Genomic DNA, 12,339 nt, shown 5'->3' on the forward strand with positions numbered 1-12,339 from the left:
CACGTCGGAATTCCCAGCGAGCTTGGAGCTCACATGCAGAGGCAGTCCTCACCCGTGACGGACCGCGACAGCCTGGCGGCGGTCGCGGCCGTGGACCTGGTGAAGGTGTACGGCGCCGGCGACACCGCGGTCCGCGCGCTCGACGGCGTCACCGTGGGCTTCGAACGCGGCCGGTTCACCGCCATCATGGGCCCGTCCGGGTCCGGCAAGTCCACCCTCATGCACTGCCTCGCCGGGCTGGACACCGCCACCTCCGGCCAGGTGCTGCTCGGCGGCACCGACCTCACGAAGCAGCCGGACAAGGTGCTCACCAAGGCCCGGCGCGAGCGGATCGGGTTCGTCTTCCAGTCGTTCAACCTGCTGCCGCAGCTCACCGCGGCCGCCAACATCACGCTGCCGCTCGACCTGGCAGGCCGCAAAGCCGACACCGATTTCCAGGACCGGCTGATCACCACGCTCGGCCTGGCCGGGCGACTCGGCCACCGGCCCGCCGAACTGTCCGGCGGCCAGCAGCAGCGGGTCGCCCTGGCCCGTGCGCTCGTGTCCCGTCCCGAGGTGGTCTTCGCCGACGAGCCGACCGGCAACCTCGACTCCCGCTCCGGCGCCGAGGTGCTCGCCCTGCTCCGCGACTCGGCCCGCGATCTGGGCCAGACGATCGTCATGGTCACCCACGATCCGGGAGCCGCGGCGTACGCCGACCGGGTCGTCATGCTTGCCGACGGACGCCTCGCCGGCGAGATCCACCAGCCGGACATCGCGGCCGTCACCGAGGCGCTGCAGAACCTGGCGGCCGGCCGGTGAATCCCGTCCTGCGTACCCAGCTCACCGGCGTCGGCAAGCGCCCGGCCCGGCTGCTGCTCACCGGCCTGGCGGTGCTCGTCGCCTCGTTCGTCGTCTACGCCACCGTCCTGGCCCAGCAGATCACCGAGCGCAGCGTTCTCAACGGGCTCAGCGGCACCCCGGAGGCGGCCGACCTGGTCGTCCAGAACGGCGAGATCAAGGCGGCCGGTCTCGCCGCGATCAGCGACCTCCCCGGCGTCGCCGAGACCGCCGTCCGGAGCTCCATCGGCGTCCGGACACCCGCCGGTGACCTGGTCATCGCCACCGACCCGGGCAGCGGGCCGCTCAGCACCGTCACGGTCACCGAGGGCCGCTATCCGGCGGCGCCCGGCGAGATCGCGGTCACCCCCCGCACCGTCGAACGGATGGGGCTGACCGTCGGCTCGAAACCCGCCGCCGACTCCGGCGACGGTAAGAAGGTCGCCCTCACCGTCGTCGGCGTGGTCCAGGCCCGCGACGACATCGGCTTCCTGGCGTACGGGCTGCCGGCCACCGTCACCTCGGCCGGCTACGACTGGATCGAGCGTGTCGACATCCGGCTCGACGCCGGCGCCGACGCGACAGCCGTCCAGGACGCCATCGCCGCCGAGCTCAAGGGCGAGAGCCCGCCCGAGATCACCACCGGTGCCGAGACCCGCCTCGCCGAGGCCCGCGCCGCCGCCGAGCAGGTCGACCAGGTCTTCATCGTGGTGAAGGTGTTCGTCGCGGTCGCCGTGATCGCGGCCGGCCTGATCGCCGCCTCCACCTTCCGGATCGTCTTCGCCCAGCGGATGCGGCAGCTCGCCCTGCTCCGTGCGGTCGGCGCCGGCCGGGGCACGCTGGCCCGGGCGCTCGCCGCCGAGGGCGCGCTCACCGGCCTGGTCGTCGGCGTCACCGGGGTGCTGGCCGCCCTCGCCGTCGGCCACGTGCTCCCGCCGGTGCTGTCCGCGTTCGGCTTCGAGCTCGCCGGGCCCGGGTTCCCGCTGGCCGAGGCGGCCGGGACGGTCGCTCTGGCCGTGCTCATCACCGTCGTCGCCGTCCTTGCCCCGGCGGTCTCCGCCGCGCGCGTCGCCCCGCTGGAGGCGCTGCGGTCGGCGTCGACGACCGGCGCCAAGCAGGGCGTCGGCATGCTCCGGGCGATCACCGGGCTGCTGCTGGCCGCGGCCGCCGCCGGAGTCGCCGCCCTGGTCGTCACCGGACTGCCGAAGACCCCCGACGACGACGTCGACGTACAGAACCTGCTGCTCGGCATCGTCGCGTCCGGTGGCCTCGCGTTCGTCGCGTTGATCGCTCTCGGCCCGGTCCTGGTCCGGCCGGTCCTCGTGCTCGCCGGATGGCCGTTGCGCCGCCTCGGCCCGGTCGGCCGGCTCGCCGTCGGCGGCGTCGGCGGCAGCGCCCGGCGCGCGGCGGCCGTCTCCGTGGTGGTCGCGCTCGGCGTCACCCTGCTGACCGGGGTGCTGGTCGGCGGCGACTCGATCCGGATCCTCGCCGAACGCGAGACGATCGCCGCCGCCCCCGCCGACTTCGAGCTCAAGGGCACCACCGGCACCACCCTGAAGGACGGCGTCGTCGAGCGGGCCCGGCAGAGCACCGAACTGACCCGGGTCACCCCCTACCGCTGGGCGGGCGGGATCACCGTCGGCGGGTTCGAGGACGCCGGCGCCACCGACGTGTCGATGACCGCGCTGCCCCGCCTGTCCGGCCTCGACACCGCCGCCGGCGACGTCACCGACCTGGCCCCCGGCAAGGCGGTGCTCGCCCGCTACCTCGCCGAATCCGCCGGCGTCGGCGTCGGCGACCAGGTCACCCTGACCCGCGAGGGCACACAGGTACGCCTCACCGTCGCCGCCGTCCTCGGCGGGCAGACACCCCTGCACACCGAGGCCCTGCTCGACCCGTCCGACCTGACGAAGCTCGGAGTCCCCGCCGCACCGACCGGGGTCCTCGCCGACGCCGCCGGCACCGGCGAGGAGGGCCGCACCGCCGGTCTCCAGGCACTGCGGGCGGCCGCCTCGGCCCAGCCGGAGGTCAGCGTCGAGGTCCTCGCCGACCAGCGCGACCAGGTCAACGACGCGCTCGCGGTACTCATGGTGATCGCGCTGGCCCTGATCGGCCTGACCGTCCTGATCGCCGTCGTCGGCGTCGGCGCCACCACGGCCCTGTCGGTCGTCGAACGGGTCCGCGAGTCCGGCCTGCTCCGTGCGGTCGGCATGTCCCGCGGCGGACTGCACGCCATGCTCACCACCGAGTCCGCACTGTACGGCGTGATCGGCGCGGTCCTCGGGCTCGCGCTGGGTGTGCCGTACGCCTGGCTCGCCATCTCGGCCCTCGCCAACGACGCGCCGCTCACCTTCCCGGTGTGGCAGCTCGCCGCGGTCTTCGCCGTCCTGGTGGGCCTGACCGCCCTGGCCGGCGTGCTCCCGGCCCGCCGGGCGGCCCGGGTCAGTCCGGTGACCGCCCTCGGCACCGACTGACCCACCCACCCGGCACCGTCGATCCCCGGCCGGCTTCCACTGGCCGGGGTCGACGACTGCTAGATCCGTTCCCGGGGCTCGCGTGGCAGGGTGAAGAAGAACGTCGCGCCGCGGCCCTCGGCGCTTTCGGCCCAGATCTCGCCGCCGTGCCGCTCGACGGCCCGGTGCACGGTGGTCAGGCCGATGCCGGTGCCGGGGAACTCGCGGGCGTCGTGCAGGCGGGCGAACGGCCGGAACAGCTGGCCGGCCTGTTCGGCGGGGAAACCTGCGCCGTTGTCGCGGACGTAGAACCGCTCACCGTCGGTGCCGACCTCGATGACCGGGCTGTCGACCTTGCCGGTGAACTTGACCGCGTTGTTGATCAGGTTCTCCAGGATCACCCGGACCAGGCCCTCGTCGGCGTCGGCGGTCATCCCCTCCCGTACCGTGTAGGTCACCTGCCGGTCGGGATCGCGGGCCGTGACGTCGCCGATCACCTGGCGGGCCGTCAGCGTCATGTCGAAATGCTCCCGCCGCAGTTCGCCGCGGCTGGCCCGGGCCAGGATCAGCAGCGATTCGACCAGGTCGGCCATCCGCATCGCGGCCGCGTGCATCCGGGTCAGCCGGTAGCGGGTCTTCTCGCCGAGCGGCTCCTCGTCCTCCTCCAGCATGTGTTCGGCGAAGCTGCTGATCACCTGGAGCGGGCCGCGCAGGTCGTGCGACACCGACCCGGAGAACGCCTCCAGTTCCCGGTTGCGCCACTCCAGTTCCTCGACCATCGCCGCGCGGGTCTCGGCCAGCTGCCGGGCGGACCGCTCCTCGGCGGCGTCCAGTTCGCGGCGCATCAGCTCCTCACGGATGCGCCGGGCGTCGTCGTGTGACTGCTTGCGGCGGATCTGCGCGCGGACGTGCACCCGCAGGCCTTCGGGCATGTCGGCGTCGCGGACGTAGTCGTCGGCGCCGGCGGCCAGGCAGTCCAGCATCCGGTCCTCGGCGCCGGCCATCACCAGCGGCAGGTCGCCGACCTCCGGTACCTCCCGCAGCCGGCGGCAGTCCTCGCGGGCCCGGTCGATGTCGCCGTCCAGGCCGATCACGATGCAGTCGACCGGCTGGGCGGCGAGCAGGTCGAGGGCGTCGTCGATGCCGGTGGCGTGCACCACGTCGTAGCCGTCGGCGCGCAGTGTCTCGGCCCACCGGTCGAGCTCGGCCCGGTCCGGTCCGACGGCGAGGACCTTGCCCGGACCGTGCGCCCCGCCGAGCGCCTCGATCGGCAGCTGTTCGGCGCTCTGTCGCAGCACCGTCGCCAGTTTCGCCAGGACCACCGCCAGGTCCTGCTGCTTGCGGACGAACGCGTCGGCGCCGGCGTCGAGCATCTGCATCTCGGTGGCGTAGTCGTCGGCCGCGGTCATCAGCAGGCACGGGGTGTCGCGCAGCGCCGGGTCGAGCCGGATCCGCCGGATGACGGTGGCGCCGTCGATGCCGGGCATCACCCCGTCGACGATCACCGCGTGCGGCCGGCGGTCGGCGGCCATCCGCAGGCCCTCCTCGCCACCGCCGGCGGTCAGGACCGCGTAGCCCTCAGGTTCGAGCAGGTCCCGCAGCCGTTCCCGGAACGTCATGCTGTCGTCGATCACCAGGACGGTGGTGCGGTCGGCGGCCCGGTCCGGCGTCTCCCCGAGCAGTTGGCGGGTACGGGCGACCACGTACCCGGCGTCGTAGGGTTTGCCCACGTATTCGTCGGCGCCGATCCGCAACCCGGCCAGCCGGTCGGTGACCTCGCTCTCGCTGGACAGCAGCATCGTCACCACCCCGTCCCGGCCGGGGGTGTGCCGCAGTTCGGTGAGCAGTTCCAGGCCGTCGGCGTCGGGCAGCAGCACGTCCAGGACCGCCGCCTCGAAGGCCGCCGCGCCGAACGCGGTCCGCGCTTCGGCCCCGGTGGCGCACAGGATGGTCGCGAACCCGTCGTCGGAGAACGCCTCGTGCAGGTCCATCCGTACGGTCAGGCTGTCGTCGACGATCAGCACGGTCGGCGTCATCGGCGTACCGCCGTCGGCTGCAGCTCGGCCAGGCGGGCTGCCATCCGTGCCGGTGGCAGCACATGGGCGGCGGCCCCGAGCAGCGCGGCTTCCCGCGGCATCCCGTAGACGGTGCAGCTGTGCTCGTCCTGGGCGAACGTGACGGCGCCCCGGTTGCGCATCTGCAGGAGCCCGGCGGCGCCGTCCCGGCCCATCCCGGTGAGCAGGCAGCCGGCCGCTCTCGCGCCGTATTCGTCGGCCACCGACTCGAACAGCACGTCCACCGACGGGCGGCAGGAGTGCCGGGGCGGGCCGATGCTGAGCCGCAGCAGACCGTCGCGGACGAACAGGTGCCGGTCCGGCGGGGCCAGCAGGATCTGCCCGGCGGCCCGGCTGACCGGTGCGCCGTCGGTGGCGTACCGCACGTCGCGGTCGGTCTGCCCGGCCAGCCAGTCGGAGAACGCCTCGGCGAACTGTTCGCTCGCCGCGATGTGCTGGACCGCCAGCACCGGTGCCGGGAAGCTGCGCGACAGACCCCGGATCAGGTCGGTGAGGGCGGCCGGCCCGCCGGTGGAGGCGCCCACCGCGACGACGGCCAGCCCGCCGGGCGGCGGCACCGGGACCGGCATCGGCATCGGCGGGGGAGGGGCGGCGGGCGCGGCCCGGCGGTCCAGGCGGGCCCGCGGGTGGGTGATCACCCGGATCCGGGCGACCATCCGCAGCGACGTCCGCAGCCGGATCGCCCAGTCCGCGTCGGAGGCGTCGCCGCGTGGCTTCTCCATCACGTCCACCGCCCCGGCGGCGAGGGCGTTGTACGTGCTGAACAGCTCCTCCCGGTCGGCTGACGACACCACCAGGATCGGCGTCGGGTACTCGGCCATGATCTGCTCGGTCGCGGCCAGCCCGCTGATCCCCGGCAGCATCATGTCCATGGTGATCACGTCCGGGCGCAGCTGGCCGGCCATCTGCACGGCCTGTTCGCCGTCCACCGCCTCGCCGACGATCTCCAGCTGCGGGTCCGGGGCCAGGGCCTCCCGCAGGTGGTGCCGCATGGTCGCGGAGTCCTCGACGATCAGCACCCGGGTCATCCGCGGACCACCAGACGCCGGATGTGGTCGAGCAGCTGTTCCTGGTCGAACTCGCCCTTGACCACGTAGGCGCTGGCCCCGGCCGCGCGCCCGCGGTCCCGGTCGGCGGCGCTGGCCCGGGAGCTGACCAGGATCGCCGGGACGGCGGCCAGCCCAGGGTCGGCGCGGGTGCGTTCGACGAAGGTGAACCCGTCGATGCCGGGCATGTCGATGTCGGTGAGGAACAGGCCGTACCGGCGGGCCCGGGCCTTCTCCAGGCCCTCCTCACCGGACGCGGCCAGGTCGACCTGGTAGCCGGCCGACTCGAGGATGCTGCGCTCCAGCATGCGGGTGGTCAGCGAGTCGTCGACGACCAGGATCGGGAGCGGCTCGGCCGGCCCGGTGGCGGCCGGCCGGGCGCCCCGGTGGCTGCGCAGCACCTCGTCGGCCAGCCCGCGCGGGTCCAGTACCAGCCGCGGGTTGCCGTCGGCGTCCACGGCGACGCTGCCGATCACCGCCGACGCCGGGGCGAGGTCCGGGAGCGGCCTGGCCACCAGCGCGGACGTGCCGGCGAGCCGGTCCACCCCGATGGCGAAGACACCGCCGGCGCCGTTCACCACGACGGCGGCGCCGATGCCGGGGGAGTCGGTGACCGCCGTCCCGGCGTAGAGGGCCTCGGCGAGCGGCAGGAACGGCGCGGCGGTGTCCTCGTGGACCAGCCGTCCACTGGCGACGGCGGCGGCGGCCTCGTCGGCGCCGAGCCGCACACACGCCCGCACGGCGTCCAGCGGCAGCGTGGCCACGGTGCCGCCGGCCTCGACGATCAGGCCGGTCATCGCGAGCAGGGACAGCGGGATGGTCAGTTCCACCGTGGTGCCGTGGCCGGGCGTGCTGCGTACCGCCACCTCACCGTGGAGCTGGGCGGCTACCTCGCGGACCGCGTCCATCCCGATGCCGCGGCCGGCCACCTCGGTCACCGACGGCGAGGTGCTGATACCACCCTGCAGGACCAGACGGTGCAGGTCGTCGACGTCCGGCGGCGGGCCTCCGGACGGCAGGAGACCACGAGCTTCAGCGGTACGCCGTACCGCCTCCAGATCGAAGCCGCGCCCGTCGTCGACGCACCGGAACACCGCATACCGCCCCCGCCGTTCGACTTCGACGGTGACCGTCCCGTCGGCCGGTTTCCCGGCCGCGAGCCGCACGTCCTCCGGTTCGATCCCGTGCACCACGGCGTTCCGGACCACGTGCAGGAACGCGCCGCTGACCGGGCCGAGCAGGTGGGCGCCCATCCGGATCCCGGAGCCCCGGGCGGTGAACCGGACCCGCCGGCCCTCGGCGTCGGCGGCGTCCCGGACGGCCCGGCGCAGCGCGGTGAACACCGATCCGACCGGCACCAGCCGCAGCCCTTCGGCCTTGGCCCGGACGTCGTCGAGTTCGCGTTCGATCTGGTCGACGGCGTCGGTGATGCGGCGGCTGGCCGAACCGAGTCCCCCGGCGAGCCGCTCGGCCGCGGCCCGGACCGGCCCGGTCGCCGACCCCCGGCCCAGCCGCAGCTGGTCGGCGAGGTTCTCGGCCGACCGGTGCAGGCGCTCGACGGCGGTGCAGCCGGCCCGCAGCGGCGCCATCCGGGTGTTGGTCTCGCCGATCGCGTCCAGCAGTTCGTCGAGTTCCTGGGTGGAGGCCCGCTGGGGCGTCGCCTCCACCGGTTCGGGCGCCGGGGCCGGCTCGGGGGAGGGCGCGGACTCCTCCGGTGGGCGGGCCGGGTTCTCCATCAGGGCGACGAAGGAGGTGATCTCGTCGTTCAGGCGCAGCAGTTCGCGCATCTCCGCAGCGGCCAGCGGCGTCTCCCCGGACCGGTGCGGGACCAGGACCTCCTCGAACGCGTGCGCCCGGTCGGCGATGTCCTTCTGCTTGACGACCCGGGCCGCACCCTTGAGCGTGTGCGCGAAACGCAGCAGTTTCGCCACCGGCTCCGGCCCGGCCCGCTGGTCCAGATCGAGCACCCCGGCGCTGATCTGGTCGACCAGCTCGCGTGCCTCGATCCGGAAGTAGCGGAGGGGATCCTTGCTCTCGGCCATCAGTGCCGACCGGTGCCGACCATTTCCAGCAGGTCACTGGAGAGGGTGCTGAGATGGGCGGCGGTCTGCTTGGTCTGCACCGCGCTGGCCTCGGTCTCCCGGGACACCCGGGCGGTGTCCGAGGCGGCCACGTTCACCTGTTCGACGGCGGTGGTCTGCTGCTTGGTGGAGAGCTCGATCTCCCGGGTGGCGTCGTTGGTGGTGGAGACCAGCTGGACGATCTCCCGGAACGAGTTGGTGGCGTCGTCGAACTTCCGGGCCCCGGCGTCGACCGCCTTCGCCCCGATCTCGGTGGCCATCACCGTGGTGTTCACGGCGCCCCGGACGTCCTCGATGAGTGTCCGGATCTCCTTGGCCGACGCCGCGGTCCGGTCGGCCAGCTTGCGGATCTCCTCGGCCACCACCGCGAACCGCCGCCCCCACTCGCCGGCGCCGCTGGCCTCGATGGTGGCGTTGATGGCCAGGATGTTGGTCTGCTCGGCCAGCTCCGACACCAGGTCCACGACCAGGCCGATCTGCTGCGACTTCTCGCCGAGCGCGAGCATGTGCTGGACGATCTGGTCGACCTGGGAGCGGATCGTGCCGATCGACGCGCGGGTCTGGTCGATGGTGGCGTCACCGGCCCGGGCGGCCGCCTCGGTCTCCTCGGCGATCTTCGACACCCGCTGGGCGGTGTCCGCGATCTGCCGGGAGGTGATCAGCAGCTCGCTGATCGTCGTGGTGATCTCGCTCATCGCGCTGGCCTGGTCGCGGCCGCCGTTGACCTGCTGCGCGGCGGCCGCCTCGAGCTGGGCCGAGGAGCTCTGGATGTGCCCGACGGCGGCACCGACCTCCCGCTTCAGGTCGCGGCTCAGCCGCAGCGCGACCAGCACGGCGCTGATCGTGGTCAGCACGCCGAAGCCGATGACCAGCCCGATCGCCTGGGTGGCCCGGGTGGACGACGCCTGCCGGGCCTCGGCGACGTCGGCGCGGACCAGGTCGATCAGGTCGGCGAGCGCCTGTTGCAGCGGCCGGCGGATCGGGACGACCTTGGCGTCGTTGAGCCGGGTGATGGCGCCGATGTCGTCGGTCTGCCGCCGGGCCGTCATCATCTCGGCGGTCGCCGCGGCATGCTGGTCGTCGAGGGCGGCGATCTGTTCCAGCTTCGTCTTCGAGTCCGGGTCGGTGACGTTGCCGGTGAGGTCGTCGAGCAGCCGGCGGAACGCCTGATGATTGTTCTCGGTCAGCTGCGCGTTCTCGGTGGACTTGTCGAGCAGGAACGCCCGGTAGTCGGCGATCCGCATCTCCATGGTCCGGCTCAGGTTCTCCGCGCCGGTCAGGTCCTCGGTCGCCGACGTGATCGCGGCGTCCTTCGACCTGACCACGAACGCCAGGCCGATCACCGACGTGACGATGGTGAGCAGGGTCAGGAACACGGTGATGCCGACGCCGATCGCCAGCTTCCCGCCGTAGGTGCGGCCGGCCATCATCGGATCTCCTCGGGGACGGGCCGGTGTCCGGCCAGCTGGTGTACGAGTTCACGGGCCGACGGCACGTCCACGATCGGCCGGTCGCCCTCGGGCAGCCGCACCATGCCGTGCAGACAGCCGTGCCGCCCGGAGCCGTCGGCGGATCCGTCGATCACGTCGGCGGCCGGGATCCGCAGGTGCCGGTCCAGTTCGTGGAAGGCCAGCGCGAGCGGCGGGGTGCCGGTGGTCAGCAGCAGCCAGCGGGGGCGCTGCGGCAGTGGGTGGCCGAGCAGCCCGGCCAGGTCGTAGACGGGGACCACGGTGCCGGCGTACCCGGCCACGCCGAGCAGCCCCCGGACCGTGGTGGGCAGCGCGGTCACCGGCCGGTCGGGGTGCACGCCGGAGGCCTGGTCGAGGCGGATGGCGTACGGCCGGTCACCGGCCCGCACGGCGAGCAGCTCGACGTTCCCGTCGTCGAAGACCCGCGCGGGTTCGGCGAAGGACCGGTCGAAGTCGTCGCGCAGCCGGGCCACCCGCTCGGCCACGGTCACCCGGCTCATCGGCGGATCCCGCACGCGTCGAGTTCGGTGCGGCACAGCGTGGTCAGCGCGAGCCGCCCGAACCCGCCGCCGAACAGCACAATCCGGTCGTCGTTCTCGCCGGTCAGCAGGTCCAGGGCGGCGGACAGGTGGTCGGCGGCGCCCCGGTCGTCACCGCGCCGCCGGGCGAGCAGCCCCATCCGCAGCCGGGGCATCGCGAACTGCGGATCCAGGTAGGCGGCCAGCCGGTACTGCCCGACCGCCTGGTCGGCGCAGTCGAGTTCGTGGCACACGCCGAGCAGGTGGTGGGCGTCGGCCTGCGGCCCGCCGGTGTGCAGCAGCCGGTTCGCCGTGTCACGGGCCTCGTCGACCCGGCCCAGCTGGGCCAGCAGCACGCCCCGGACGAGCACGTCGCCGGTGCCGACGGCGTCGAGGGCCTCGGCGAACCGGTCGTCGCGCATCAGCGACAGTGCCCGGCGCCGCCCGTCCCCGGCGTCGGCCTGCGGCCGTGGGGGAGCGGCGGCCCGCGCCGGCCGTGGCGGCGGCGCGGCGGGCGCCGGATCACGGGGGACGGCGGCGACCCGGCGCTGGTAGTAGACGGTGCCGTCGGCGTGGCACAGTTCCAGGCCGTCGGGGCGGCTGCCGAGCGAGTCGGTGTGCCCGAGGAAGAGGAACCCGCCGTCGGTCAGGGCCCGGGTCATCCGCCGGATCAGTTCGGCGACGGTGTCCGCGGTCAGGTACATCAGCAGGTTGCGGCAGAAGATCACGTCGTAGCGGGCCGGGTGCCACAGCTGCGGGTCGTCGGCGGCCACGTTGTGCTCGACGAACCGGACCGTCGCCGTCACCTCGTCGGCGACCCGGAAGCCGCCCTCGGCGGGCCGGAACCAGCGGCGGCGCACGTCCTCCGGGGTGTCCCGCAGCGACCACGGCGAGTAGACGGCGGCCCGGGCCCGGCGCAGCATGTCCCGGTTGGCGTCGACACCGGTGACCGTCACGATCCAGTCCGGGCCGGGGCGGGCCCGGATCGCGGCGATGGCCAGCGAGTACGCCTCCTCCCCGGACGAGCATCCGACCGACAGCAGCCGCAGCACCCGCTGACCGGACCGGGCCTCGATCAGCTCCGGCAGCACCCGCTCCCGCAGCACCCGGAACTGCTCGGAGTGCCGGAAGAAGTAGGTCTCGGTGATGCTCAGGGCGCCGGCCAGCTCGGCGACCTCGGCGGCCCACCGTCGCCCGGCCAGCCGGTCCAGGTACTCGCGGGTGCTGAGCCCGTGCGCCTGCGAACGGGCGGCCAGCACCTCGGCGGTCTGCCCCAGGTCGTTGTCGGCGAACGTCCAGCCCAGACGTTTCTGGAGCAGTTCCCGGAACCGGGTCAGCGACGCCGCCCCGATCATGACGGGACCACCGGCGGCGTGGCGCCGGCGGCCTCCCACACCTCGTCGGGGACCGCGGCGATGCCGTGCAACAGGAGCAGGGGCTCGGTACCGATCGTGCCGACGGCCGCGATCAGGGCCTTCGAGACGCCGGTGAACAGTGCGGCCGGCCCCTCCGGCGGCTCCACCTCGATGTCACGGACGCCGAGGACCTCGCCGGTGGCGCAGGCGACCGGGCCGCGGCCGACACGGACCGCCACGTACCGGTCGACGGGGGCCTCGACGCCCGTCAGCAGCCGGGTCATGTCGATCACCGGGGCCGGGGCGCCGCGCAGGATGGTCAGCCCGCGCACATAGGGTGGTGTGCCGGCGAGCGGCCGGGTGCGCAGCGGCCGCATGGTCTCGATGACCTCGGCGAGCGGCAGCGCGCAGTGCAGCGGACCGGCCCGGAAGATCAGCGCGGCGACTCCGGCGGCCGGCGCCGGAGTCGGCACACCACCCGGCAGCCCCCCCACGGCCTCAGGCTAGCCAGCGTTCCACGAGC

9 protein-coding genes are annotated in these 12,339 nt (G+C 73.9%); 2 read left to right on the plus strand and 7 right to left on the minus strand.

Annotated elements, in window-relative coordinates; all coding sequences use genetic code 11:
• Window positions 1-33 precede the first annotated feature (33 nt).
• Both ACFO0C_RS40600 and ACFO0C_RS40605 read left to right on the plus strand, forming a co-directional pair.
• A complete protein-coding gene (locus tag ACFO0C_RS40600) occupies window positions 34-801 on the plus strand; it encodes an ABC transporter ATP-binding protein (protein ID WP_378072148.1) in 768 nt (255 codons plus the stop codon).
• On the plus strand, window positions 798-3,293 hold the full coding sequence (locus ACFO0C_RS40605; RefSeq protein WP_378072149.1) for an FtsX-like permease family protein: 2,496 nt from the start codon (window positions 798-800) through the stop codon (window positions 3,291-3,293). The genes ACFO0C_RS40600 and ACFO0C_RS40605 overlap by 4 nt, the downstream gene beginning before the upstream one ends.
• A 59-nt stretch (window positions 3,294-3,352) precedes the next feature.
• On the opposite strand, the gene ACFO0C_RS40610 is transcribed toward ACFO0C_RS40605, so the two are convergent.
• Genes ACFO0C_RS40610 through ACFO0C_RS40640 form a run of 7 tightly spaced genes read right to left on the minus strand, consistent with a single transcriptional unit; the run spans window position 3,353 to window position 12,310 of the window.
• Window positions 3,353-5,308 carry a response regulator gene (locus tag ACFO0C_RS40610; RefSeq protein ID WP_378072150.1) on the minus strand — a complete coding sequence of 652 codons (1,956 nt, stop codon included), beginning with the start codon at window positions 5,306-5,308 and terminating at the stop codon, window positions 3,353-3,355.
• Window positions 5,305-6,375 carry a chemotaxis-specific protein-glutamate methyltransferase CheB gene (gene cheB, locus ACFO0C_RS40615; protein WP_378072151.1) on the minus strand — a complete coding sequence of 357 codons (1,071 nt, stop codon included), beginning with the start codon at window positions 6,373-6,375 and terminating at the stop codon, window positions 5,305-5,307. The genes ACFO0C_RS40610 and cheB overlap by 4 nt, the downstream gene beginning before the upstream one ends.
• A complete protein-coding gene (locus tag ACFO0C_RS40620) occupies window positions 6,372-8,435 on the minus strand; it encodes a hybrid sensor histidine kinase/response regulator (protein WP_378072152.1) in 2,064 nt (687 codons plus the stop codon). Before ACFO0C_RS40620 ends, cheB begins: the two co-directional genes overlap by 4 nt.
• The gene (locus ACFO0C_RS40625) at window positions 8,435-9,904 is read right to left on the minus strand and encodes a methyl-accepting chemotaxis protein (RefSeq protein WP_378072153.1); all 1,470 of its coding nucleotides are present in this window, start codon (window positions 9,902-9,904) and stop codon (window positions 8,435-8,437) included. The genes ACFO0C_RS40620 and ACFO0C_RS40625 overlap by 1 nt, the downstream gene beginning before the upstream one ends.
• Window positions 9,901-10,443, minus strand: a complete 543-nt coding sequence (locus tag ACFO0C_RS40630) for a chemotaxis protein CheW (protein ID WP_378072154.1) — start codon at window positions 10,441-10,443, stop codon at window positions 9,901-9,903. The genes ACFO0C_RS40625 and ACFO0C_RS40630 overlap by 4 nt, the downstream gene beginning before the upstream one ends.
• Entirely contained in the window at window positions 10,440-11,816 is a 1,377-nt protein-coding gene (locus tag ACFO0C_RS40635) for a CheR family methyltransferase (RefSeq protein ID WP_378072155.1), read from the minus strand. Before ACFO0C_RS40635 ends, ACFO0C_RS40630 begins: the two co-directional genes overlap by 4 nt.
• Window positions 11,813-12,310: a chemotaxis protein CheW gene (locus tag ACFO0C_RS40640; protein WP_378072156.1), complete on the minus strand. Its 498-nt coding sequence runs from the start codon at window positions 12,308-12,310 to the stop codon at window positions 11,813-11,815. The genes ACFO0C_RS40635 and ACFO0C_RS40640 overlap by 4 nt, the downstream gene beginning before the upstream one ends.
• Window positions 12,311-12,339 lie beyond the last annotated feature (29 nt).

The sequence above is a fragment of the Actinoplanes subglobosus genome, assembly GCF_042650585.1.
GTDB classification, from domain to species: Bacteria; Actinomycetota; Actinomycetes; order Mycobacteriales; family Micromonosporaceae; genus Actinoplanes; species Actinoplanes subglobosus.